The 22,611-nt window shown below is 40.3% G+C and carries 25 protein-coding genes, 2 pseudogenes and 2 riboswitches; of the genes and pseudogenes, 20 read left to right on the top strand and 7 right to left on the bottom strand.

The genetic code is table 11. The features are described 5' to 3' along the window. Positions 1-120 precede the first annotated feature (120 nt). Complete coding sequence (locus L0P31_RS07540; protein ID WP_225905579.1) at positions 121-273, bottom strand: hypothetical protein; 153 nt, start codon at positions 271-273, stop codon at positions 121-123. A 534-nt stretch (positions 274-807) separates the two neighbouring features. Here L0P31_RS07540 and L0P31_RS07535 point away from each other — a divergent pair. Genes L0P31_RS07535 through L0P31_RS07520 form a run of 4 tightly spaced genes read left to right on the top strand, consistent with a single transcriptional unit; the run spans position 808 to position 2,813 of the window. Further along, positions 808-1,536: a sensor histidine kinase gene (locus tag L0P31_RS07535; RefSeq protein ID WP_238096360.1), complete on the top strand. Its 729-nt coding sequence runs from the start codon at positions 808-810 to the stop codon at positions 1,534-1,536. Further along, complete coding sequence (locus L0P31_RS07530) at positions 1,517-2,113, top strand: response regulator transcription factor (RefSeq protein WP_000698201.1); 597 nt, start codon at positions 1,517-1,519, stop codon at positions 2,111-2,113. Before L0P31_RS07535 ends, L0P31_RS07530 begins: the two co-directional genes overlap by 20 nt. Positions 2,114-2,160: 47 nt before the next feature. Continuing rightward, the gene (locus tag L0P31_RS07525; RefSeq protein WP_000051786.1) at positions 2,161-2,430 is read left to right on the top strand and encodes a YqgQ family protein; all 270 of its coding nucleotides are present in this window, start codon (positions 2,161-2,163) and stop codon (positions 2,428-2,430) included. Then, complete coding sequence (locus tag L0P31_RS07520; RefSeq protein WP_000259257.1) at positions 2,430-2,813, top strand: rhodanese-like domain-containing protein; 384 nt, start codon at positions 2,430-2,432, stop codon at positions 2,811-2,813. Before L0P31_RS07525 ends, L0P31_RS07520 begins: the two co-directional genes overlap by 1 nt. Before the next feature lie 27 nt (positions 2,814-2,840). Here L0P31_RS07520 and L0P31_RS07515 read toward each other — a convergent pair whose 3' ends face one another. Then, positions 2,841-3,572 carry a pseudouridine synthase gene (locus L0P31_RS07515; protein ID WP_238096358.1) on the bottom strand — a complete coding sequence of 244 codons (732 nt, stop codon included), beginning with the start codon at positions 3,570-3,572 and terminating at the stop codon, positions 2,841-2,843. 161 nt (positions 3,573-3,733) lie between these two features. On the opposite strand from L0P31_RS07515, the gene typA reads away from it, so the two are divergent. The 8 genes and pseudogenes from typA (at position 3,734) to L0P31_RS07475 (ending at position 10,753) form a co-directional block, all read left to right on the top strand. Beyond that, a complete protein-coding gene (gene typA, locus L0P31_RS07510; RefSeq protein WP_084946977.1) occupies positions 3,734-5,575 on the top strand; it encodes a translational GTPase TypA in 1,842 nt (613 codons plus the stop codon). Positions 5,576-5,594: 19 nt separating this feature from the next. Continuing rightward, entirely contained in the window at positions 5,595-5,849 is a 255-nt protein-coding gene (locus L0P31_RS07505; protein WP_024056536.1) for a DUF3165 family protein, read from the top strand. 114 nt (positions 5,850-5,963) lie between these two features. Further along, complete coding sequence (murD, locus tag L0P31_RS07500) at positions 5,964-7,316, top strand: UDP-N-acetylmuramoyl-L-alanine--D-glutamate ligase (RefSeq protein WP_238096356.1); 1,353 nt, start codon at positions 5,964-5,966, stop codon at positions 7,314-7,316. Position 7,317: 1 nt separating this feature from the next. Continuing rightward, positions 7,318-8,376: a UDP-N-acetylglucosamine--N-acetylmuramyl-(pentapeptide) pyrophosphoryl-undecaprenol N-acetylglucosamine transferase gene (locus L0P31_RS07495; RefSeq protein ID WP_238096355.1), complete on the top strand. Its 1,059-nt coding sequence runs from the start codon at positions 7,318-7,320 to the stop codon at positions 8,374-8,376. Between the two features lie 9 nt (positions 8,377-8,385). Beyond that, complete coding sequence (locus L0P31_RS07490) at positions 8,386-9,630, top strand: cell division protein FtsQ/DivIB (protein ID WP_238096354.1); 1,245 nt, start codon at positions 8,386-8,388, stop codon at positions 9,628-9,630. 37 nt (positions 9,631-9,667) lie between these two features. Continuing rightward, a pseudogene (locus L0P31_RS09410) lies at positions 9,668-9,817 on the top strand (DnaD domain protein); the annotation flags it as partial. A gap of 75 nt (positions 9,818-9,892) precedes the next feature. After that, positions 9,893-10,009 (top strand): annotated as a pseudogene (locus tag L0P31_RS07480) (DNA helicase); the annotation flags it as partial. 276 nt (positions 10,010-10,285) lie between these two features. Next, positions 10,286-10,753, top strand: coding sequence for an Ltp family lipoprotein (locus L0P31_RS07475; protein WP_238096352.1), 468 nt, complete (start codon positions 10,286-10,288; stop codon positions 10,751-10,753). Positions 10,754-10,996: 243 nt separating this feature from the next. On the opposite strand, the gene L0P31_RS07470 is transcribed toward L0P31_RS07475, so the two are convergent. Next, positions 10,997-11,416: a hypothetical protein gene (locus L0P31_RS07470; RefSeq protein ID WP_238096350.1), complete on the bottom strand. Its 420-nt coding sequence runs from the start codon at positions 11,414-11,416 to the stop codon at positions 10,997-10,999. Between the two features lie 288 nt (positions 11,417-11,704). Here L0P31_RS07470 and pyrF point away from each other — a divergent pair, with 288 nt between their 5' ends. Both pyrF and pyrE read left to right on the top strand, forming a co-directional pair. Then, a complete protein-coding gene (gene pyrF, locus L0P31_RS07465; RefSeq protein ID WP_238096348.1) occupies positions 11,705-12,406 on the top strand; it encodes an orotidine-5'-phosphate decarboxylase in 702 nt (233 codons plus the stop codon). A gap of 33 nt (positions 12,407-12,439) precedes the next feature. Further along, a complete protein-coding gene (gene pyrE, locus L0P31_RS07460) occupies positions 12,440-13,072 on the top strand; it encodes an orotate phosphoribosyltransferase (protein ID WP_238096346.1) in 633 nt (210 codons plus the stop codon). Positions 13,073-13,133: 61 nt separating this feature from the next. Here the strand turns inward: pyrE and L0P31_RS07455 are convergent, their stop codons facing one another. The 4 genes from L0P31_RS07455 to L0P31_RS07440 are packed head-to-tail and all read right to left on the bottom strand — an operon-like array spanning position 13,134 to position 16,088. After that, entirely contained in the window at positions 13,134-14,000 is an 867-nt protein-coding gene (locus L0P31_RS07455) for a cysteine ABC transporter substrate-binding protein (RefSeq protein WP_125448135.1), read from the bottom strand. Positions 14,001-14,011: 11 nt separating this feature from the next. Then, complete coding sequence (locus tag L0P31_RS07450) at positions 14,012-14,770, bottom strand: amino acid ABC transporter ATP-binding protein (RefSeq protein ID WP_238096344.1); 759 nt, start codon at positions 14,768-14,770, stop codon at positions 14,012-14,014. Continuing rightward, a complete protein-coding gene (locus L0P31_RS07445) occupies positions 14,771-15,448 on the bottom strand; it encodes an amino acid ABC transporter permease (protein ID WP_238096342.1) in 678 nt (225 codons plus the stop codon). Then, positions 15,408-16,088, bottom strand: coding sequence for an amino acid ABC transporter permease (locus L0P31_RS07440; RefSeq protein ID WP_238096341.1), 681 nt, complete (start codon positions 16,086-16,088; stop codon positions 15,408-15,410). Before L0P31_RS07440 ends, L0P31_RS07445 begins: the two co-directional genes overlap by 41 nt. A gap of 215 nt (positions 16,089-16,303) precedes the next feature. Between L0P31_RS07440 and lctO the strand changes: the two genes are divergently transcribed. The 6 genes from lctO to L0P31_RS07410 all read left to right on the top strand — a co-directional run bounded on the left by lctO (position 16,304) and on the right by L0P31_RS07410 (position 22,610). Continuing rightward, the gene (gene lctO / locus L0P31_RS07435; RefSeq protein ID WP_000120723.1) at positions 16,304-17,440 is read left to right on the top strand and encodes an L-lactate oxidase; all 1,137 of its coding nucleotides are present in this window, start codon (positions 16,304-16,306) and stop codon (positions 17,438-17,440) included. 148 nt (positions 17,441-17,588) lie between these two features. Beyond that, positions 17,589-17,677, top strand: a riboswitch (TPP riboswitch). A 214-nt stretch (positions 17,678-17,891) separates the two neighbouring features. Continuing rightward, positions 17,892-18,560 carry a TenA family protein gene (locus tag L0P31_RS07430; RefSeq protein WP_238096338.1) on the top strand — a complete coding sequence of 223 codons (669 nt, stop codon included), beginning with the start codon at positions 17,892-17,894 and terminating at the stop codon, positions 18,558-18,560. A 234-nt stretch (positions 18,561-18,794) separates the two neighbouring features. After that, on the top strand, positions 18,795-19,577 hold the full coding sequence (gene thiM / locus L0P31_RS07425; protein WP_049544375.1) for a hydroxyethylthiazole kinase: 783 nt from the start codon (positions 18,795-18,797) through the stop codon (positions 19,575-19,577). 1 nt (position 19,578) lies between these two features. Then, entirely contained in the window at positions 19,579-20,208 is a 630-nt protein-coding gene (gene thiE, locus L0P31_RS07420; RefSeq protein ID WP_238096337.1) for a thiamine phosphate synthase, read from the top strand. 210 nt (positions 20,209-20,418) lie between these two features. Continuing rightward, positions 20,419-20,507: riboswitch (TPP riboswitch) on the top strand. Positions 20,508-20,663: 156 nt separating this feature from the next. After that, positions 20,664-21,224, top strand: a complete 561-nt coding sequence (locus L0P31_RS07415) for an ECF transporter S component (RefSeq protein WP_000915275.1) — start codon at positions 20,664-20,666, stop codon at positions 21,222-21,224. Then, positions 21,225-22,610: an ATP-binding cassette domain-containing protein gene (locus L0P31_RS07410; RefSeq protein WP_238096334.1), complete on the top strand. Its 1,386-nt coding sequence runs from the start codon at positions 21,225-21,227 to the stop codon at positions 22,608-22,610. It abuts the gene before it with no gap. The last annotated feature ends 1 nt before the right edge of the window (position 22,611 follow it).

Here is a 22,611-nt window from a genome sequence, read left to right as displayed (position 1 = left end):
TTATTGTGGTGGTTGACGATTTTTAATCATCTAGCTTTAATGATTTATATTTATTATAGGATTCCTCTGGACTTTTCGACAGATTTTTCCTTGCAGATGGTTTTATTGCTGATTATTTCTTTAATTGTATTCAGCTATATTTGTAATATTGTGACCTTTCGCTATAGTGAGTTGAAACTTTGGTTGCTCCTGATGATGTTTCTCATTAGCTGGCAATCCATATTTAATCAAGGAGTTGCGAGCACCCTGTTGCACTTTTTTGATATTCTTCATCCGCTCAACTCTTTTTTATTGGTGTATAGTTCTCTGTCTATTATCTTTCTGGGAGAGAAAATAGGAGAAGAACTGTTGAGTGTGTCCTTTGTGTTGACACTAATCACCATTAGTTCGTATCTGTTAAGTCCTTCAATTTTTCTATTTCTGTCCTTGTTTGCGTCTTTCTTTTTAAACCTTGTTCCCTTGATTTTACTGATTTTATATCATAAAGAGTTGAAAAGTAAACTCAAGTATCAGAGACGAAATTTGTGGATATTAGCTTTAATATTGCCTCTTTCTTATTTCTTTTTGTATATCAATACGACGGGCTCAGGAGTGATGAACCTAGTCTGGTATCTAGAAATTCTTGGTATCTTAGCTTTTTTACACTTCAAAACGATTGTCAGCTCTCTTCAAAAAAGGGTATCAGAGTTGAAATTGTCCTATATAAAAGCTTTTTCACGCTTGTTTTTACTGGTTATGTTTTTGTTAGTAGGCATTTTCATCATCTTTCGTCTAGATTTAAACACGAGCTTTTTGGTCTTGAATATCATGTTACTATTGTTCGGGATTTGTTCGGAAGAATTGATTCGTCTCTTTCGTTCTGCTGAGATGCTAGATGCTAGGGATTATGTAAAAGTTCTCTTTTTAAAGCGTAATCGTATGGTGAAAAGTCTGCTGGCAAATGAAGACACAGAACAACAGTTCTCCGAATTTCTTCACAATGAAATCCTGCAAAATGTGATGGCAATAAAAAATTTCAATAAATATAGTAGCAATCAAGCTTTTGGTGAACAGATCAATCTGGTGACAGAGGAGTTGGTTCAGCGGATTCGTGAGCGGATGGATTATTATCAGCCAATGGTAGAAACAGACGAGCAGTTAGACATCCAGTATCAAGGGCTGATTAATCGGATTGTCAAGCGCTATCACGCAGAAAATGAAGTCGTCACACAGTTTCCTGCCCACTTTAGGCTTTTATCTCCTTACGATAAAATTGCCTATCGTCTGGTTGAGGAGTTGGCGACCAATGCTGTTAAGTACGCTAGTGGTGGAACAATTTCTTTGAAGATTGATGTGCATGATGACGCTATTTTTATCATTTCTGAAAATGACTGCCTTCAAACAAAAAAATCCTTAGGTTATGGCTTGAAAAATATGTCTAATAAAATTAGTGTTTTAGGTGGTCAGATGCAGATTTTTGAAAATAATAAGAGATTTCGTGTAGAAATTACTCTCCCGATTGATAAGGAGTTGTGTTATGAAAATTTTGTTAATTGATGATCATAGATTATTTAGCCAAAGTATCAAGATGATTTTAGAATTATCGGAAAACATTAAAAAGGTCCAGTTAGTGGATAATTTTTCGACTATTTCGGAGATTTCTTTTAATGATTACGACATTATTTTGATTGACATCAACCTGACGAGTCTGTATCAAGATGATGGGCTGACCTTGGCACAAGAGATTATCGACAATGGTTGTTCTAGTAAGGTTGTTATTTTGACGGGATACAGCAAAAAGATGTATGAACACCGAGCTAAAGCTATGGGAGCTTATGGATTTCTGGACAAAAGTATGAACCCAGATGAGTTGGTGAAAAAATTGGAAAAGATTTATCTAGGTGGTAAGGTCTTTTCAGATGAAGTGATGGTAGAGGTGCTAACACCACGAGAAATCGAGATACTAGAACTGGTTAGAAATGGCTTGACCATTGATGATGTCTGTGACAAGGTCTATGTGAGTAAACGTACAGTTTCCAATCACTTGGCCAATATCTTTTCAAAATTGGGAGTGACTAACAGGCAGGAGGCGATTCATATCGCTGAGCAGTTGGGCTATTTTCCACCAGATTAAAAAGTTGCAGAAGATGCAGCTTTTTTAATTTCTCTGATACTTCTTGTGTGAGTCTCTTCTTGAAAAAAACACAAAATTTTGCTAGAATGAGTCTTATGAAAACATTCTACGATGTGCAGCAGTTCCTCAAACAATTTGGTATTATTGTTTACATGGGAAAACGCTTATACGATATTGAACTGATGAAGCTCGAACTCTCACGGATCTATGATGCAGGTTTAATGGACAAATTAGACTATCTAGAGGCAGAAGCGGTTCTTCGCAGAGAGCACAAGGTAGAATTGGATTATATTGAGAAAAATGGAGAAAAGAACTAATGGTTACTTGGATTTTGTGGGCACTTATACTAGCAATGTTGGCGTGGATGGGTTTTAACTATCTTCGTATTCGCCGTGCGGCTAAAATTGTAGACAATGAGGAGTTTGAAGCCTTGATTCGTACAGGTCAATTGATTGATTTGCGCGACCCAGCTGAATTTCACAGAAAACATATCCTTGGTGCACGCAATATTCCTTCAAGTCAGTTGAAGACTAGTCTTGCAGCCCTTCGTAAAGATAAACCTGTCCTTCTTTACGAAAACCAACGTGCGCAACGTGTCACAAATGCAGCCCTTTACTTGAAAAAACAAGGTTTTTCTGAGATTTATATCCTTTCTTATGGTTTGGATTCTTGGAAAGGGAAAGTCAAAGTTGAGAAATAAGAAAACGAGCTTGGATATTTTCCGAGCTCATTTTTTAACCACTTTTCTGAGAAAGTCACGAATGTTTGCTAATTCTTCCGAGTTTAGGGGGCGATAATCTCCTTCTTTTAGATTCTCATCCAAACTCCAAGGTCCAAAATGGGTGCGTTTGAGAGAGGTCACCTTAACGCCAACCGAGAGGAACATTTTCTTGACTTGATGAAATTTTCCTTCTGAAATGGTGATAGAGGCTTGACTGTGGGAAGGACTTGCAGATAGAATTTCTATCCTTGCAGGTTTACAGACAGTACCATCTAAAAAGATAATTCCTTTTTGAAAGGCTTGAATATGGTCAGGTGTCAGGAGTCCATTAACCTCAACTTGATAAGTCTTATCGACATGATACTGAGGATGAAGGAGTTGAAAACCCAAAGGGCCGTTATCGGTCACGAGGAGGAGACCAGTCGTATCTCGGTCCAGTCTACCGACAGCATAGAGCTGGTCAGACGGGATGTCAGGTGGCAGGAGGTCCATGACAGTTTGAAGTTCCTTGTCTTTGTTGGCTGTCACGACACCAGCAGGTTTATGAAGCATAAGGTAGGTGTGCTCATAACCTTGAATGATTTGGCCCTGAAAAAGGAGTTCTTGTAGCCCTGTATCGATATTCTGGGCTAGGGAGCGGGCTGGGCAACCATCGACTAGAATTTCCCCTTTAAGTAAGGCTTGTTTCATGGCCTTTCGGCTGATTTTTTCTTGGGCTAATAAATTATCTAAACGCATACTGTGCCTATCTTATCATAAGTTGTATACTTTGAAAAGGCTTGACGTGAAAAGAAAAGCAGAGTGAAAACATTTACACTTGCTTGAGTTATGTTATTTACTTGAAATTATGGTATAATCGTTCAGTTAGAAAATAAATTTTGAATATTATAGAGGAAATCATGACAAAATTAAGAGAAGATATCCGTAACATTGCGATTATCGCCCACGTTGACCACGGTAAAACAACCCTCGTTGACGAATTATTGAAACAATCAGAAACGCTTGATGCACGTACTGAATTGGCTGAGCGTGCTATGGACTCGAATGATATCGAGAAAGAGCGTGGAATTACCATCCTTGCTAAAAATACAGCCGTTGCCTACAACGGAACTCGTATCAACATCATGGACACCCCAGGACACGCGGACTTCGGTGGAGAAGTTGAGCGTATCATGAAAATGGTTGACGGTGTTGTCTTGGTCGTAGATGCCTACGAAGGAACAATGCCACAGACTCGTTTTGTATTGAAAAAAGCTTTGGAACAAGATCTTGTCCCAATCGTGGTTGTCAATAAAATCGATAAACCATCAGCTCGTCCAGCTGAAGTAGTGGACGAAGTATTGGAACTTTTCATCGAGCTTGGGGCTGATGACGACCAGCTTGAATTCCCAGTGGTGTATGCTTCAGCGATCAACGGAACTTCTTCATTGTCAGATGATCCAGCTGACCAAGAAGCTACTATGGCACCAATCTTTGACACAATTATCGACCATATCCCAGCTCCAGTAGATAACTCAGATGAGCCTTTGCAGTTCCAAGTGTCACTTTTGGACTACAACGACTTCGTTGGACGTATCGGTATCGGTCGTGTCTTCCGTGGTACTGTTAAGGTTGGGGACCAAGTTACCCTTTCTAAACTTGATGGTACAACTAAAAACTTCCGTGTTACAAAACTCTTTGGTTTCTTTGGTTTGGAACGTCGTGAAATTCAAGAAGCCAAAGCAGGTGACTTGATTGCCGTTTCAGGTATGGAAGATATCTTTGTCGGCGAAACTATTACTCCGACAGACGCAGTTGAAGCTCTTCCAATCCTACACATCGATGAGCCAACTCTTCAAATGACTTTCTTGGTCAACAACTCACCATTTGCTGGTAAAGAAGGTAAATGGGTGACTTCTCGTAAGGTGGAAGAACGTTTGCAGGCAGAATTGCAAACAGACGTTTCCCTTCGTGTTGACCCAACTGATTCACCAGATAAATGGACTGTTTCAGGACGTGGAGAATTGCACTTGTCAATTCTTATCGAAACAATGCGTCGTGAGGGATATGAACTTCAAGTATCTCGTCCAGAAGTTATTGTAAAAGAAATCGACGGTGTTAAATGTGAACCATTTGAACGTGTTCAAATCGACACTCCAGAAGAATACCAAGGGTCTGTTATCCAAAGCCTTTCTGAACGTAAGGGTGAAATGTTGGATATGATTTCAACTGGTAATGGTCAAACTCGTTTGGTCTTCCTTGTTCCAGCGCGTGGTTTGATTGGATACTCAACTGAGTTCTTGTCAATGACTCGTGGTTACGGTATCATGAACCATACCTTCGATCAATACTTGCCATTGATTCCAGGTGAAATTGGTGGTCGTCACCGTGGTGCTCTTGTTTCTATCGATGCTGGTAAGGCTACAACATACTCAATCATGTCTATCGAAGAACGTGGTACGATCTTTGTCAACCCAGGTACTGAAGTTTACGAAGGAATGATTATCGGTGAAAACTCTCGTGAAAATGACTTGACAGTTAACATCACTAAGGCAAAACAAATGACCAACGTCCGTTCAGCTACTAAGGACCAAACAGCTGTTATTAAGACTCCTCGTATCTTGACACTTGAAGAGTCTCTTGAGTTCTTGAACGACGATGAGTACATGGAAGTAACGCCTGAGTCTATCCGTTTGCGTAAACAAATCCTTAACAAGGCAGAGCGTGAGAAAGCTAACAAGAAGAAAAAATCAGCTGAATAAGAGCTAGAAAGAGATAAAGATGGTTTATTTAATCATAGGACTCCTCTTATTACTACTCTATGTATTTGCGACACCAGAAAGCATTAAAGGGACAGTCAATATCGTCCTTGTCGTCTTTGCTTTCGTAGCACTTTTGATTTTGCTCATGTTGTCAGTTCTGCAAATCTTTCAGCTACCGACAGAATTCTTTATTGCAATCGCCATGCTCTTCCTAGCATACTTTAGCTTGCGAGATATTACCCTCATGTCGGTCAATAAAAGTAAAAGAAGATAAAAAGAGAGTTTCGGCTCTCTTTTTGCTTGTTAGAATGCTGAATATGAGCATTTTCGTTTAGAATTATTTCCATAAAAATGGTAAAATAGTAAGAGTAGAAATGGAGTTCGAGACATGAAAGTAATAGATCAGTTTAAAAATAAGAAAGTCCTTGTTTTAGGTTTGGCCAAGTCTGGTGAATCTGCAGCTCGTTTGTTGGATAAACTAGGTGCTATTGTGACAGTAAATGACGGGAAACCATTCGAGGACAATCCAGCTGCGCAAAGTTTGTTGGAAGAAGGGATCAAGGTTATCACAGGTGGTCATCCTTTGGAACTCTTGGATGAAGACTTTGCCCTCATGGTGAAAAATCCAGGTATACCTTACAGCAATCCCATGATTGAAAAGGCTTTCGCAAAGGGAATTCCAGTCTTGACTGAGGTGGAATTGGCTTACTTGATTTCAGAAGCACCAATTATCGGTATCACAGGTTCAAATGGAAAAACAACCACAACGACGATGGTCGGGGAAGTTTTGACTGCTGCTGGTCAACATGGTCTCTTATCAGGAAATATCGGCTATCCTGCCAGTCAAGTGGCCCAAACTGCGACAGACAAGGACACACTTGTCATGGAACTTTCTTCTTTCCAACTGATGGGTGTGAAAGAATTTCATCCAGAGATTGCGGTTATTACCAATCTCATGCCAACTCATATCGATTATCATGGATCATTTGAGGAATATGTAGCAGCCAAATGGAATATCCAGAACAAGATGACAGCGGCTGATTTCCTTGTCTTGAACTTTAACCAAGACTTGGCAAAAGAATTGGCTACTAAAACACAAGCTACAGTTGTACCATTCTCAACACAGGAAAAGGTTGATGGAGCTTATTTGGAAGATGGTCAGCTCTACTTCCGTGGGGAAGTGGTCATGGCAGCGAATGAAATCGGAGTTCCAGGTAGCCACAATGTGGAAAATGCCCTTGCGACGATTGCTGTAGCCAAGCTTCGTGGTGTGGACAACCAAACCATCAAAGAAACTCTTTCAGCCTTTGGTGGTGTCAAACACCGTCTCCAATTTGTGGATGAAATCAAGGGTGTCAAATTCTATAATGATAGCAAGTCAACCAATATCTTGGCTACTCAAAAAGCCTTGTCAGGATTTGACAACAGCAAGGTCGTCTTGATTGCAGGTGGTTTGGACCGTGGTAATGAGTTTGACGAATTGGTGCCAGATATTACTGGACTCAAGAAGATGGTCATCCTTGGTCAGTCTGCAGAACGTGTTAAACGGGCAGCAGACAAGGCTGGTGTGGCTTATGTGGATGCGACTGATATTGCAGATGCAACCCGCAAGGCCTACGAGCTTGCGACTCAAGGAGATGTGGTTCTTCTCAGTCCTGCCAATGCCAGCTGGGATATGTATGCTAACTTTGAAGTACGTGGCGACCTCTTTATCGACACAGTAGCGGAGTTAAAGGAATAATATGAAAAAAATTGTCTTTACAGGTGGGGGGACGGTTGGACACGTGACCCTCAACCTTTTGTTAATGCCTAAGTTCATCGAAGATGGCTGGGAAGTTCACTATATTGGGGACAAGCGTGGGATTGAACACCAAGAAATCCTCAAGTCGGGTCTTGATGTCACCTTCCATTCCATTGCGACTGGCAAATTGCGTCGTTATTTCTCTTGGCAAAATATGCTGGACGTCTTTAAAGTTGGATGGGGAATTGTCCAATCTCTCTTTATCATGTTGCGACTTCGTCCACAAGCACTTTTTTCAAAGGGAGGCTTTGTCTCTGTGCCACCTGTTATCGCAGCCCGTGTTTCAGGAGTTCCTGTCTTTATTCACGAATCTGACTTGTCCATGGGCTTGGCCAATAAAATCGCCTATAAATTTGCGACGAAGATGTATTCAACCTTTGAGCAATCTTCAAGTTTGTCTAAGGTCGAGCATGTGGGAGCAGTGACAAAGGTTTCAGACCAAAACACTCCGGAACCAGATGAATTGGTGGATATCCAAACCCACTTTAATCCTAAATTGCCAACAGTATTGTTTGTTGGTGGTTCTGCAGGCGCTCGTGTCTTTAACCAATTGGTGACAGACCATAAGAAAGAACTGACAGAGCGCTACAATATTATCAATCTAACTGGAGATTCTAGCCTGAATGAGTTGAGCCAAAATCTCTTTCGTGTTGACTATGTGACCAATCTCTATCAACCCTTGATGGAATTGGCTGATATTGTTGTGACACGTGGTGGTGCCAATACGATTTTTGAGCTCTTAGCCATGGCAAAATTACATGTTATTGTGCCACTTGGTCGTGAAGCTAGTCGTGGAGACCAGATTGAGAACGCAGCCTACTTTGTAAAAAAAGGCTATGCAGAAGAGCTTCAAGAAAGCGATTTGACCTTGGACAGTTTAGAAGAGAAGCTTTCTCACTTACTAACTCACAAGGAAGACTATCAAGCTAAGATGAAGGCTTCTAAGGAATTGAAATCTCTAGCAGATTTTTATCAATTGTTGAAAAAAGATTTATCATAAGGAAAGTAAATGTCAAAAGATAAGAAAAATGAGGGCAAAGAAATCCTCGAAGAATTTAAAGAGTTATCAGAATGGCAGAAACGAAATCAGGAATATCTAAAAAAGAAGGCTGAAGAAGAGGCGGCCCTAGCTAAGGAGAAGGAAAAGGAAAGACAAGCTCGAATGGCTTCGAAATCTGAAAAGTCAGATGCAACTGAGGACCAAGAGAGTGAATCTGAACCAAAAGACCCAAAATCAGCTAAGGAAGATGCTAAAGAAAAAGTAGAAGAGTCAGAAGAGGTCAAAAAAGAAGTATCCAAAGAAGAATCAAAGTCCAAAGAGCCAAAGAAAGAGGATAAAAAGGCAGATAAAAAGCCTGTAAAGGAAAAACCGGTCAAACCGAAAATTCCAGGAGTTCATGTCTGGCGGGCTATCTCGATTTTGTTTCTCAGTCTGCTTTTATTGGTTGTCTCTGCATACTTGCTCAGCCCTTATGCGACCATGAAAGATATTCGTGTTGAGGGAACAGTGCAAACTACAGATGATGATATTCGACAGGCTTCAGGCATTCAGGATTCGGATTATACGATTAACCTTCTGCTAGACAAGGCAAAATATGAAGAGCAGATCAAGTCTAACTATTGGGTTGAATCAGCTCAGCTTGTCTATCAATTTCCAACCAAGTTTACAATCAAGGTTAAGGAATATGATATTGTGGCCTACTATGTTTCTGGAGAAAGTCATTATCCAATCCTTTCAAGCGGTCAGCTTGAGACCAGTTCGGTGAGTTTGGTGAGTCTGCCAGAAACTTATATATCAGTTCTCTTTAATGACAGCGAACAAATCAAGACCTTTACGTCAGAACTTGCTCAAATTAGTCCAGAACTCAAGTCTGCTATCCAAAAGGTAGAATTAGCCCCAAGCAAGGTGACTTCAGATTTAATTCGATTGACTATGAATGATTCGGACGAGGTCTTGGTTCCTCTATCTGAAATGAGCAAGAAATTGCCTTACTACAGTAAGATTAAGACACAATTGTCAGAACCGAGTGTGGTCGACATGGAAGCTGGAATTTACAGCTACACAGTGGCGGATAAATTAATTATGGAGGCTGAGGAAAAAGCCAAACAAGAGGCTAAGGAAGCTGAGAAGAAACAGAAAGAGGAAGAGAAGAAAAGGCTGGAAGAACAGCAGAATAAATTGGAAGAAGAGAAGAAAAAGCTGGAGGAAGAGAGCAATCGAAACCAAACAAGTCAGCGTTCATCGCGTCGCTAGGGTTTACATTTCTCTCATAGTTCTTTAGTAAGCTTTTATAGAACTTTCCAAGTTTTTTGATAGAAGTGAAGCCCTAAAAGTTCTTGAACTTGCTGACGAGATAAAGAAAGCTAAAAAAGCTAGATCTTTCAACTACACTTTGAAAATTTTGCGAGAGTGGGCAGAAAATGACATAAGGACAGCAGGACAAGCAGAAGCGTTTTATAAAGCCAATTATAATGATATCCCAGAAAAATCTACCAAACCAAGAAAACCAAAAGAAAGCAAGTCCAACGTGCCTACGTGGAGCAATCCAAACTACGTGAATGAAACAGACGAGGAAACTTGTTTAGAATTAGAACGTAAAAAGCAAGAGTTGCTTGCGAAACTTGATAGGGGCATGAATAAGATGATACTAGTAAAGATAGCAGGAACTACAGTTTTTCCTAATTTAGTAGCTTTGCTTTTTATCACTTTGTACTATACTGACGCACTTTTTAGCATGGCTATAGCCACTTTATGGACTGTTGCCTATGGCGTAAATCTTTATAAAGATACTATAAGCAAGCCGTAGACTACGGATAATAATTGCATTTTCAAAATTAGTATTATAAAATTAAATTACTTATTATGTGCAACTCCTGAACCACAAAAAAAGCTGATAGGAAGAAGAAAAATGAAGAAGATTTTAAAAATCGTAGGTATTGTTTTTGCAGTTTTAGTAGTTATTGGAATCTTTGCTCCAAAACCTGATAAAAAGGACTCTACTGCAACAGAAGCAAAAACTGAAAAGAAAGAAGAAGCTAAGTCTGAAGAGAAACCAAAAGAGGAAAAGAAAGAAGACAAGAATGTTTCTGCTGAATTTAAGAACGCAGTGAAAAAAGCGCAGTCTTATGACAAAACGATTGGTCTTTCAAAAGAAGGTATGAGAACCCAACTTGTAGATTTCGAGAAGTTCCCTGAAGATGCTGCTGATTATGCAGTAGAAAACGCAGGAATCGACTGGAAGAAAGCAGCAGTAGAGAAAGCTAAAAACTACCAAAGTACTTTGGGCATGTCAAAAGATAGTCTTAAAGATCAACTTACAAACTTTGAAAAATTCACTGATGAAGAAGCTCAATATGCAGTAGATAACGTACAATAATAAAAAGAGGGTTCCCCCTCTTTTTTTGTATAGAGAAGGCTGATTTTGCGTTTTTTCATGCAGAAAAGACGTATTTTTGATGCTGAGACGACGATCCTGGGAACTTTTCAGATAATTTTTTGACCTATCTATCACTAGAGAAACCTATAGCGCCAAGGCTTTTGGGAGTTTCCAAGATGCTTTCTTTTAGGAAATTATCTTTCCGAAAAATTGCAGTTTTTCGGACTTTTTGTGATACTACGGCTATATAAAATGAAAAGAAAAAGAGGTCAAAAACCTCTTTTTTAGTAGTCGCCGAACCATAATTTTTTCTGCTTTCTTGCAGAAGTCTTTCAGGAATTTATAGCGCTTGTAGTCCGCTCGCCTTTGCTCTTCGAAAGCTTCCGTTTTATCGTTTACTACGTAACTGTCAGGTTCGATATCTACTCCGCCCACAGTTTTGTAATAGTGCGTAAAGTAAAAATGCGGATAAAAAACGTCGTATTTCAAAGTGCCTTCCCTTGTTCCTACAAATGTAGCTTTATCATACCCAGGGATGTCGATTTCTTCGGTCTCAAGATATTCATCTAGATTTTTATCAGTCACGAAGTCATACGATTTGTATCGTTCAAAAGCAACGGAAACAATTTTATATTTTTTGCTGCGAACAGTTTTTGAAGTCATTCTAAAAAAGAACACTATGAAAATTTGAAGCACAAGGCCAGCCTTTTCGATAGGTCATGGGATTTAAAAGACGCTTTAAAAAGCGTTGCATGTTTTTACTTGACAAGTGCTAGTAGAAATAATAGAATAGTAAAAAACCTTTAAAGCAGTCCAGAGAGGCAGCTAAGGTTAGACGGTGAAAGGGTGGAGACTACCCATTTTTCGTGGAACCTTGCTGTTGGCAGGTTCCTTTTTTCGTGGCTTCTTGTGGCCAGCCTCTCTCACTAGCAAAGGTAAAAGGAGAAACCTATGCGAGAACATCGTCCAGTCATTGCTCTTGATTTTCCTAGTTTTGAGGCGGTCAAGGAATTTTTAGCCCTTTTCCCAGCAGAAGAAAGTCTTTACCTAAAGGTAGGGATGGAGCTTTATTACGCAACAGGTCCTGAGATTGTATCTTACTTGAAAGGTCTGGGTCACAGTGTCTTTTTGGATCTCAAGCTTCATGACATTCCCAATACAGTCAAATCAGCTATGAAGGTCTTATCTCAGCTTGGTGTGGATATGACCAATGTTCATGCTGCTGGCGGTGTAGAGATGATGAAGGCTGCGCGTGAAGGTCTTGGAAGTAAAGCAAAATTGATTGCTGTCACTCAGCTCACATCAACATCAGAAGCTCAGATGCAAGATTTTCAAAACATCCAAACCAGCCTGCAAGAGTCTGTGATTCATTATGCCAAGAAGACAGCTGAAGCGGGCTTAGATGGTGTTGTTTGCTCGGCTCAGGAAGTGCAAGTCATCAAAGAAGCTACCAGCCAAGACTTTATCTGTCTGACACCGGGCATTCGTCCTGCAGGTGCTGCAGTAGGAGATCAAAAACGCGTCATGACGCCAGCGGATGCTTATCAAATCGGTAGTGACTATATCGTAGTGGGACGTCCCATTACCCAAGCTGAAGATCCTGTTGCAGCTTATCATGCCATCAAGGATGAATGGAAACAGGATTGGAATTAAAGAACTAGATTAGAAAAACAAAAGGAGAAGACCATGACACTTGCTAAAGATATCGCTAGCCACCTCTTGAAAATTCAAGCAGTTTACCTCAAACCAGAGGAGCCTTTCACTTGGGCATCTGGTATCAAGTCACCGATTTACACTGATAATCGTGTGACACTAGCCTATCCAGAAACTCGTACTCTCATTGAAAATGGTTTTGTAGATGCTATCAAAGAAGCCTTTCCGGAGGTTGAAGTGATTGCAGGAACTGCGACAGCAGGGATTCCACACGGAGCTATTATTGCTGACAAGATGAATCTGCCATTTGCCTACATCCGTAGCAAACCAAAAGACCACGGAGCTGGTAATCAAATCGAAGGCCGCGTGGCTCAAGGACAAAAAATGGTAGTGGTTGAAGACCTCATTTCAACTGGTGGTTCTGTTCTTGAAGCTGTTGCAGCAGCTAAGCGAGAAGGAGCAGATGTACTTGGAGTTGTAGCAATTTTCAGTTACCAATTGCCAAAAGCAGATAAGAACTTTGCGGATGCTGGCGTGAAATTGGTGACACTTTCAAACTACAGCGAACTCATCCACCTAGCCCAAGAAGAAGGCTATATCACACCAGAAGGATTGGACCTTCTAAAACGCTTTAAAGAAGACCAAGAAAATTGGCAAGATGCTTAAGACATAGAAAATCAGGTAGTCACTAGGATTACCTGATTTCTTTTTGTGATTTCATTGAGTATCAGTCGACTTTTCCACCTTCAACAACCAGGTCATCTGCTTTAGCAGCGTCACCGTAGGTTGGATGAAGTGTTTTTTCATAGGCCTTGTGGAAGAAGTTTTCTTTGCCTAATTTTTCAATATCTTTATTGATGAAGTCTAGCAATTCTTGGTTGCCTTTTTGAACTGCTGCCGCAATGGTATCGGGATCACCGAGGGAAGTAATGCCTACTTCAAATCCTTTATTTTCAAGCGCCCAAGCTAGAACTTCAGTATTGTCGGTAGAGAAGGCATCTCCACGTCCGTCAAGAAGGGCTTGGTAAGAGTCGCTGTATTGGTCATATTTTTGGAGTTTGATTTCTGGATGATTCTTTTCAAAATAAGTCTCAGCAGTCGTTCCTTTTGTGACAATCAAGGTTTTACCTTCCAATTGTTTGACGTCTGTAATGAGACCAGTCTTAGGTGATACGACACCAAGAGAGACTTTCATATATGGAAGGGCAAAATCAACTTGTTTTTTGCGTTCGTCAGTCACTGTAAAGTTGGCAAGAGTAATATCTACCTTGTTTGAAATCAAGTATTCAGCACGGTTGGCAGCGTCGACTGAAACGTATTTTACCTTCACGCCAAGGTCTTGAGCCAGTTGGTTCCCAAGTTCGATATCGTAGCCTTGGTAAGAACCGTCATTGTCAACGTAACCAAACGGTTTCTTGTCCCCAAATACGGCGATTCGTAGTTCACCGCTTTTTTTGATTTCATCGATTGTGCGAGCCTTGGCAGTAGTTTTGCCAGACGATGAACCAGCATTTCCACCTGAGCTACAAGCTGTGATAAAGATAAGGGCAAAGGCGAGTGCCAAAACAGTTAAGAGTGGTTTGAATAGTTTCATAAGAATCTCCTTTATAGATATGAGCCAAATTGGCTAAAGTCAAAGACGTTTAAAAATTCCTGAGCTCGTTTGGTTTGCGGATTGGTAAAGAAGGCTTGAGCCGTTCCTTCTTCAGCAATTTTCCCTTGGTCTAGGAAGATGATCCGGTCTGCAATGGCTTGGGCAAACTGCATTTCGTGAGTTACTAGAATCATGGTACGGCCTTCTTGAGCCAAGTCATTGATGAGTTCCAGAACCTCACGCACCATTTCTGGATCCAGCGAAGCCGTCACTTCGTCAAAGAGGATAATTTCTGGATGCATGAGCAGGGCACGGACAATCGCAACCCGTTGCTTCTGTCCACCAGATAATTGACGGGCAAAGCTATGTTGTTTATCAAGCAATCCAACACGCTCTAGTAATTGCAAAGCTTCCTCTGTTACTTCTTTCTTGTTTTGTCCCTGAGCTTTGATAGGGCCTAGGATGAGGTTTTGAAGGACATCCAGATGGGGAAAGAGTTCATAACTTTGAAAGACCATGCCAATCTTTTGACGAACGAGGTGAAAGTCTTTCTGATTGCTAATAATGGACTGGCCATCTAGAAGAATATCTCCACCTTGAATATTTTCTAAACCATTGAGGCAACGAAGGAGGGTACTTTTCCCACAACCAGATGGCCCTAGGATGACCACAACTTCCCCTTTTTTGATATCTAGAGATAGACCTTGGAGGATGGGATTGTCTCCGAAGGATTTTTTTAGTTCCTTGATTTCTAAAATAGTTTCAGACATTTAGTTCCTCCAATGTTTTTCTAAGTGAGTTGATAGTTTGGAAATAGGAAAGCAGACTGCAAAATACAAGACCAGAATGGTTCCATAAATCCAAAAGGAAGCGGTTGGGATAGTTAAGCGATTGCTATCGATGATTTGCTGTCCAACCTTGGTCACTTCAACAACCCCAATCAAAACGACTAAGGAAGTGGTTTTGATCATCCGAGTGACAAGATTGATGGCTTGTGGAAGTAATCTTCTCAAGACCTGTGGGATGATGATGTGGTAGTAAAGTTGAACATTGGTCAAACCTAGCGCCTGTCCACTTTCAAACTGATGCTTAGGGAGGGAAGTGATGGCTCCACGAACCAAGTCCCCCATTTCAGCTGTTCCCCAAAGGGTAAAAACGATAATAGCAGAAGTCTCTCCAGAGATATTGATATTAAAGTTTCGAGCCAAACCGAAATAAACGATGAAGAGTAGCACCAGCTGGGGCATGATACGGATAAATTCCAGATACAATCGTGTTAAAGATCGTACGATTCTAGAATGGGAGGTCATGATGATTCCCATGACTGTTCCGAATATCATGGACAAAAGGACAGACAGGATAGAAATCCCAATCGTAACGCCCAATCCCTGTAAAATCCGCAGGAGATTATTTCCCTGAAAGAGTACTTGGATTCCCGAATCCTGCATGGCGGAGCCTCCTTTCTATCCAGCTAAAGATCAGTGAGATAGGTAGTAGCATGATCAGATAAGCAATTACCAACATGGCTAACGCAATGTCTGTCTCATAGTAGAGCCCAATCAAGTCCTTGGCGACGTACATGAGGTCGGCCAAAGCCACTGCTGAGAAAACAGAAGTTTCCTTGATGAGGAAAATGACATTGGCACTAAAAGACGGTAGGGCCACCGCTGTTGCTTGCGGAAGAACCACATAGCGAAAGACCTGTACAGGTGTTAGACCGATGGCTAATCCAATCTCATGCTGGGTTTGACTGACAGCTTCCAGTCCGCTTCGGAAAGATTCTGCCATGTAGGAACCTCCTAAAAAGACTAATCCCAGAGTAGCACAGACTTCCGAAGATAGGACAATCCCTATTCGGGGAAGTCCGAAGTAGAGAAAGAAGAGTTGAATCAAAAGGGGCGTGTTGCGTGACAATTCAATGTAGGCTGTCGCTATTTGCGCCAAAACAGGGATGCGGTAATGCCGGATGATACTAACGATTAAACCGAGCAGAAAGGATCCCAGAATTCCCCAAACTGCAATATGCAAGGTTAGGAGAAAAGCCTTTTGATATAGTGGTAGATATTGTTCAACAATGGACCAATCCAAAAATAGAACCTCCCATCTAGAAATAATACAGTTATTGTAGCACTTAAAAGCTCCTTTGGATAATATCTATTTTTTATTGCCGTAATAAGGATTTTTTATCATAGACATAAAATTTCTGAAATTTCCAAACAAAATATTTGAAAAGTTTTGAAAAAAGAGTTAAGATATTTTTGTAACATACAAAGTAAACGCTTACTTATTAAGGAGGGCATTTTATGTCATACAAAACAAGCAATGCAGAAGGTCATGTAGATTTCATCAATACCTATGATTTGGAGCCAATGGCGCAACAAGTTATTCCTAAAGCAGCATTTGGCTATATCGCTAGTGGGGCGGAGGATACTTTCACTTTGCGTGAGAATATTCGTGCCTTTAACCACAAACTCATCGTTCCTCATACACTTTGCAATGTAGAAAATCCAAGTACAGAGATTGAATTTGCAGGTGAAAAATTGTCTTCACCAATCATTATGGCGCCTGTTGCAGCTCATAAATTAGCAAACGAACAGGGTGAAGTGGCGACTGCGCGTGGTGTGCATGAGTTTGGTTCTCTTTACACAACTAGCTCTTACTCTACTGTAGACCTTCCAGAAATTACAGAAGCCCTTCAAGGGACACCTCACTGGTTCCAATTTTACTTTAGTAAAGATGATGGAATCAACCGCCACATTATGGACCGTGTGAAGGCTGAAGGCTACAAAGCGATTGTCTTGACTGCAGATGCTACGGTAGGGGGCAATCGTGAGGTTGATAAGCGTAATGGTTTTGTCTTCCCAGTTGGTATGCCGATTGTTGAAGAATACCTGCCAGAAGGTGCTGGTAAATCAATGGACTTTGTTTACAAATCAGCTAAACAGCGCCTATCTCCACGAGATGTAGAATTTATCGCTGAATACTCAGGACTTCCTGTTTATGTCAAGGGGCCACAATGCCGTGAGGACGTTGAACGTTCGCTTGCTGCTGGAGCTTCTGGTATCTGGGTAACCAACCATGGTGGCCGTCAAATCGACGGTGGGCCAGCTGCCTTTGACTCACTTCAAGAAGTAGCAGAAGCAGTTGACAAACGCGTACCAATTGTCTTTGACTCTGGTATTCGTCGTGGCCAACACGTCTTTAAAGCCTTGGCTTCAGGAGCAGACTTGGTAGCTATTGGCCGCCCGGTTATCTATGGCTTGGCTCTCGGCGGTAGTGTTGGTGTGCGTCAAGTCTTTGAACACTTGAATGCGGAATTGAAGACAGTCATGCAGTTGTCTGGAACTCAGACTATTGAAGATGTTAAACACTTTAAACTTCGTCATAACCCATACAACCCAACCTTCCCAGTTGACCCACGCGACTTAAAATTGTATTGATAAAAGAGATTGCCTCCACTTGATGTGGAGGTTTTTCTTCGTCTATAGGAAGAATAAATCACCATTGAAATCTATATAAATATATTTTTCAGTCAAATATCTTGCTAGGGCTTTCATTTTTTGCTATACTGGTGCAGTAATTAAATAATAAAGACATTTGGGGTGCTTTAGGCTGAGATGATACCCATTGAACCTGCTACAGTTAGTACTGTCGAAGGGAAATGTGAATAGTTTTTTCTTGAGAAAGAAAAAACCATCTAATTTTGTAAGCAAAACTCTAATTTTTGATTGTAATTGGAGTTTTTTGTTTATATAAGCTGAATGAAGGTGATACAAAGCATTTAGGTAGCTCTTCTTGAACGCCCTTGATTTTCTTTAAAAAGGTCAAGTAAAACTAGGATTTTCTTGATGTTTTGTTGATTACGAACGAGTAAAGAGAGGAAAAGTAAATATGGAAACACAAGACTATGCATTTCAGCCAGGTTTGACTGTTGGAGAATTATTAAAAAGTAGTCAGAAGGATTGGCAGGCTGCAATCAATCATCGTTTTGTTAAGGAACTTTTTGCGGGGACAATTGAGAATAAGGTCTTAAAAGAATACCTGATTCAAGATTATCACTTCTTTGATGCCTTCTTATCCATGCTGGGAGCCTGCGTAGCCCACGCAGACCAGCTTGAATCCAAGCTTCGTTTTGCCAAGCAATTAGGCTTTCTTGAAGCAGATGAAGACGGTTATTTCCAAAAGGCTTTCAAAGAGTTAAAAGTATCTGAGAATGACTATCTGGAAGTGATCTTGCATCCTGTAACAAAAGCCTTTCAGGATTTAATGTATTCTGCTGTGTCATCATCAGATTATGCCCATCTTTTGGTCATGTTGGTCATTGCAGAAGGTCTCTATTTAGACTGGGGTTCTAAAGATTTGGCTCTACCTGAAGCCTATATTCATTCGGAATGGATCAATCTCCACAGAGGTTCTTTCTTTACAGAGTGGGTTCAATTTCTGGTTGACGAACTCAATCGTGTAGGGAAAGGTCGAGAGGATTTGACAGAACTTCAGGAACGTTGGAATCAAGCGGTTGCTTTAGAATTAGCCTTTTTTGATATTGGCTATGACGCCTAGAGAAAGTTTAGGATATTTACAAATTTGATGAGGTAATTCTCTTCGAAAATCAAATTCAAACCACGTCAGCTTCACCTTGCCGTACTCAAGTACAGCCTACGGCTAGCTTCCTAGTTTGCTCTTTGATTTTCATTGAGCATAAATCATTCAATGTAAATAAAAAAATTTCTTAACGAAAGATAGAGATAAATCGAAATCAGTAGATCGTATAAAGTGAAAAGGAAAGATTTCAATATGACAAGTTTAAAATTATTAAAAGAAAAAGCACCTTTGGTCATTTGCATCACCAATGATGTAGTAAAAAATTTCACAGCAAATGGATTAGTAGCACTAGGTGCATCACCAGCCATGAGTGAGTTTCCAGCAGATTTAGAGGACTTATTAAAGTATGCTGGAGGTTTATTAATAAACATAGGAACATTGACAGATGAAAATTGGAAGTTATACCAAGCTGCTCTGAAAATTGCAGAGAAATATAATGTCCCAGCAGTTTTAGATCCTGTAGCTTGTGGAGCAGGAGAATATAGAAAAAAAGTAGCAGATAATCTAATCAACAATTATAAACTAGCAGCGATTAGGGGAAATGCTGGCGAGATTGCTTCTTTAGTAGGGATAAATGTGGCATCTAAAGGAGTAGATAGTGCGGGCGTAGATAATATTGATGAAATTGCTCTAGCAGCAAATGAGAAGTTCAATATTCCTATAATAGTAACAGGTGAAGTGGATGCTATTGCGGTAAATGGAGAAGTGGTAACGATTCATAATGGTAGTGCCATGATGCCAAAAGTTATTGGGACAGGATGTTTATTAGGTGCTGTAGTAGCAAGCTTTATCGGACTTGAAAAAGGTCAAGAATTGAAATCATTAGAAACAGCAATGTTGGTTTACAATATCGCTGGAGAAATGGCAGAAAAACGTCCAAATGGGCATCTTCCTGGAACATTTAAAGTTGAATTTATAAATGCCTTATACGAGATTACAGACGAAGATGTAAAGGAATTCAAAAGAGTGAAGTAAAATGTTTCATAAAAAATTACTAAAACTATATTTTATTTGTGGAACGACTACTTGCCAAGGAAAAGATCTATATACGGTCGTTGAGGAAGCCTTAAAAGGTGGTATAACCTTATTTCAATTCCGTGAAAAAGGTGAGGGAGCACTGAAAGGTATAGAAAAAGTCGAATTAGCAATAAAACTACAGGATCTTTGTAAAAAATATAATGTTCCATTTATCGTTAATGATGATATTGATTTGGCAATGGAAATTGACGCTGATGGCGTACATGTAGGACAGGATGACCTTGGAGTTGATGAAATTAGAAAATTGATGCCAGATAAAATAATTGGTCTTTCAATAAAAAACAAGGAAGAATTTCAACAATCAAAAGTTGAATATGTAGATTATGTTGGTGTTGGTCCTGTATTTGATACCCAGTCAAAGGATGATGCTGGTGGTGCTATAGGTTATGAAGGTCTTAAATTGATGAGAAAACTATTGCCACAAATGCCCTTAGTTGCAATTGGTGGGATACAGACGCAACATATTAAAGACATTATGAAGGCTAATATGGATGGTGTTTCAATCATTTCAGCAATATCGTATGCAAAAAATATAGAAAAAACTGTTCGAGAAATGAGTGAACAATAGGTATCTATCCTTGGATTCTAAGTAAGTGGAAGTTTTCCTTTTCTAAAAAGATATGTCCAGATTCAGTTTAAATAGCTAATCTATCAAACAAGACATTTGGTTTTTGTAAAAGAAAGACTTGCTATCTTTGTGAGTGCAAGAGTGTGTTTCCCAGTTCAATTTCTTGAACTAGAATAAATCGTTTGTTATAATATTTATATAATTAAATAATAAAGACATTTGGGGTGCTTTAGGCTGAGATGATACCCATTGAACCTGATACAGTTAAGACTGGCGAAGGGAAATGTGAAATGGTTTTGTATTTATAGAAACTAACCATCTAATCTTGTAAGCTGAACTCTAATTTCTATCTGTAATTAGAGTTTTTTCTTTTACGAAACTGGATGAAGATGATACAAAGCATTTAGGTAGCTCACCTTGAATGCCCCACTTTTCTTTAAAAAAGGAGTTTTTTTATGTTGAAAAAATGGCAATTAAAAGATGTTATCTTACTTGCTTTCTTGTCTATCTTTTTTGGTGGCGTTTTTGTGGGTTCAGGTTATCTGTTTGATATCCTCACTCTGATTTTAGCCCCTCTTGGCTTGCAGGCCTTTGCCAATGAAATCCTCTTTGGTCTCTGGTGTATGGCTGCGCCCATTGCGGCCATCTTTGTTCCAAGAGTCGGAAGTGCAACGATTGGAGAAGTGCTAGCTGCGCTTGCTGAAGTCCTTTATGGTAGCCAATTCGGTCTAGGTGCCCTTTTGTCTGGCTTGGTTCAAGGTTTGGGAAGTGAACTTGGTTTTATCGTAACCAAGAATCGCTATGAAAGTTGGCTCTCTCTAACTGCCAATAGTATTGGGATTACGCTTGTTAGCTTTGTCTATGAATACATTAAGTTAGGTTACTATGCCTTCTCCCTTCCTTTTGTTCTTTCCTTACTAGTGGTACGTTTTATTTCCGTCTTTTTCTTCTGCACCATCTTGGTTCGTGCCATTGTCAAACTTTATCATCAGTTTGCAGCTGGGGGTAAGGCATAGATGGGGCTGGAACTACGAGTGATTCAGTCCCCAATCTTCTCTGAGCCGCTTGATTTTACTTTTCATGCGCAAGCCTTTACCTTGTTAGTTGGGAGCAGTGGTTCAGGAAAATCTAGTCTTTTTCAAATGATTGCCCAAGTCAGTTCTCTTCCCTATAGCGGTCAAGTCCTGATAGATGGGAGCGAGGTCAGTCAGCTTTCTATCATCGAACGTGTCCAGACGGTTGGTATTCTCTTTCAAAATCCCAATCATCAATTTACCATGGAGAACTTGTTTGAGGAGCTGGTTTTTACCTTGGAAAATATTGGGTATCCCGTTCAGGAAATTGATTCTAAAATAGCAGAGGTTGTCCAGCAATGTCGCTGTGAGAAGATCTTGCACCGTCCAATTCATCACTTATCAGGTGGGGAAAAGCAAAAGGCTGCTTTGGCTGTTCTTTTTGCTATGAATCCTAGGGTCTATCTCTTGGATGAGCCCTTTGCTTCCATTGACCGCAAGAGTAGGATAGAGATATTGGAGATTCTAAAAGAGTTGGCTCTTGCTGGGAAGACAGTCATCTTGTGTGACCATGATTTAACGGACTATGAAGCCTATATTGACCATATGGTGGAGCTAAGAGATGGACAACTAAGGGGAATAAATCAAATCCCTACCTCTGAGATAACACAGGTTGCTTCAAAGGAAGTTGCTTCTAGCCCAGAACTATTCCATATGGATAGAACGATTTGTGAGCTGAATAAGCGCTCCCTCTTTTCGATTGCGGATTTCACATTCTACCAAGGAATTTCCTGTATCTTGGGTGACAATGGTGTCGGGAAATCAACCCTCTTTCGGTCTATTCTTCAATTTCAAAAGTATAAGGGGCGCATTACCTGGAAGAGTTCGGTCTTGAAAAAGAAAAAGAGTTTGTATCGTGACCTGACGGGTGTTGTTCAGGAAGCTGAGAAACAGTTTATCCGAGTCAGTCTGCGAGAAGAGTTTCAATTAGACAGTCCAGACTCTGAAAGAAATCAGCGGATTCTCCAAGCTTTACAATATTTTGATCTGGAGCAGGCACTTGATAAGAGTCCCTATGAATTAAGTGGTGGCCAGCAAAAGATTCTTCAGCTCTTGACCATCTTGACCAGCAAGGCGTCTGTGATTTTGCTAGATGAACCTTTTGCAGGTTTGGATGATAGAGCCTGCCATTATTTTTGTCAGTGGATTGTGGAGGAGAGAAATCAAGGAAGAAGTTTTCTGATCATTAGCCATCGTTTAGATCCCTTGATCTCTGTGGTTGATTATTGGATTGAGATGACTAGTCAGGGTCTCAGTCATGTGAAAAAAGTGACAATTACCAAACCACTCACATCTCAGAGTAGCAATGCTCAAAGGGAGGTGAGATAGT

Source organism: Streptococcus mitis (assembly GCF_022137125.1).
Lineage (GTDB): Bacteria > Bacillota > Bacilli > Lactobacillales > Streptococcaceae > Streptococcus > Streptococcus mitis_CE.
This window is presented reverse-complemented; position numbering and strand designations above follow the sequence as displayed.

Excerpts from the sequence above, each read along its gene's own strand:
- L0P31_RS07540 (WP_225905579.1), bottom strand. The coding sequence starts at position 273 with ATGAAGAATATCAAAAAAGTGCAACAGGGTGCTCGCAACTCCTTGATT.
- L0P31_RS07535 (WP_238096360.1), top strand. The coding sequence starts at position 808 with ATGTTACTATTGTTCGGGATTTGTTCGGAAGAATTGATTCGTCTCTTT.
- L0P31_RS07530 (WP_000698201.1), top strand. The coding sequence starts at position 1,517 with ATGAAAATTTTGTTAATTGATGATCATAGATTATTTAGCCAAAGTATC.
- L0P31_RS07520 (WP_000259257.1), top strand. The coding sequence starts at position 2,430 with ATGGTTACTTGGATTTTGTGGGCACTTATACTAGCAATGTTGGCGTGG.
- L0P31_RS07515 (WP_238096358.1), bottom strand. The coding sequence starts at position 3,572 with ATGCGTTTAGATAATTTATTAGCCCAAGAAAAAATCAGCCGAAAGGCC.
- typA (WP_084946977.1), top strand. The coding sequence starts at position 3,734 with ATGACAAAATTAAGAGAAGATATCCGTAACATTGCGATTATCGCCCAC.
- L0P31_RS07505 (WP_024056536.1), top strand. The coding sequence starts at position 5,595 with ATGGTTTATTTAATCATAGGACTCCTCTTATTACTACTCTATGTATTT.
- murD (WP_238096356.1), top strand. The coding sequence starts at position 5,964 with ATGAAAGTAATAGATCAGTTTAAAAATAAGAAAGTCCTTGTTTTAGGT.
- L0P31_RS07495 (WP_238096355.1), top strand. The coding sequence starts at position 7,318 with ATGAAAAAAATTGTCTTTACAGGTGGGGGGACGGTTGGACACGTGACC.
- L0P31_RS07490 (WP_238096354.1), top strand. The coding sequence starts at position 8,386 with ATGTCAAAAGATAAGAAAAATGAGGGCAAAGAAATCCTCGAAGAATTT.
- L0P31_RS07475 (WP_238096352.1), top strand. The coding sequence starts at position 10,286 with ATGAAGAAGATTTTAAAAATCGTAGGTATTGTTTTTGCAGTTTTAGTA.
- L0P31_RS07470 (WP_238096350.1), bottom strand. The coding sequence starts at position 11,416 with ATGACTTCAAAAACTGTTCGCAGCAAAAAATATAAAATTGTTTCCGTT.
- pyrF (WP_238096348.1), top strand. The coding sequence starts at position 11,705 with ATGCGAGAACATCGTCCAGTCATTGCTCTTGATTTTCCTAGTTTTGAG.
- pyrE (WP_238096346.1), top strand. The coding sequence starts at position 12,440 with ATGACACTTGCTAAAGATATCGCTAGCCACCTCTTGAAAATTCAAGCA.
- L0P31_RS07455 (WP_125448135.1), bottom strand. The coding sequence starts at position 14,000 with ATGAAACTATTCAAACCACTCTTAACTGTTTTGGCACTCGCCTTTGCC.
- L0P31_RS07450 (WP_238096344.1), bottom strand. The coding sequence starts at position 14,770 with ATGTCTGAAACTATTTTAGAAATCAAGGAACTAAAAAAATCCTTCGGA.
- L0P31_RS07445 (WP_238096342.1), bottom strand. The coding sequence starts at position 15,448 with ATGCAGGATTCGGGAATCCAAGTACTCTTTCAGGGAAATAATCTCCTG.
- lctO (WP_000120723.1), top strand. The coding sequence starts at position 16,304 with ATGTCATACAAAACAAGCAATGCAGAAGGTCATGTAGATTTCATCAAT.
- L0P31_RS07430 (WP_238096338.1), top strand. The coding sequence starts at position 17,892 with ATGGAAACACAAGACTATGCATTTCAGCCAGGTTTGACTGTTGGAGAA.
- thiM (WP_049544375.1), top strand. The coding sequence starts at position 18,795 with ATGACAAGTTTAAAATTATTAAAAGAAAAAGCACCTTTGGTCATTTGC.
- thiE (WP_238096337.1), top strand. The coding sequence starts at position 19,579 with ATGTTTCATAAAAAATTACTAAAACTATATTTTATTTGTGGAACGACT.
- L0P31_RS07415 (WP_000915275.1), top strand. The coding sequence starts at position 20,664 with ATGTTGAAAAAATGGCAATTAAAAGATGTTATCTTACTTGCTTTCTTG.
- L0P31_RS07410 (WP_238096334.1), top strand. The coding sequence starts at position 21,225 with ATGGGGCTGGAACTACGAGTGATTCAGTCCCCAATCTTCTCTGAGCCG.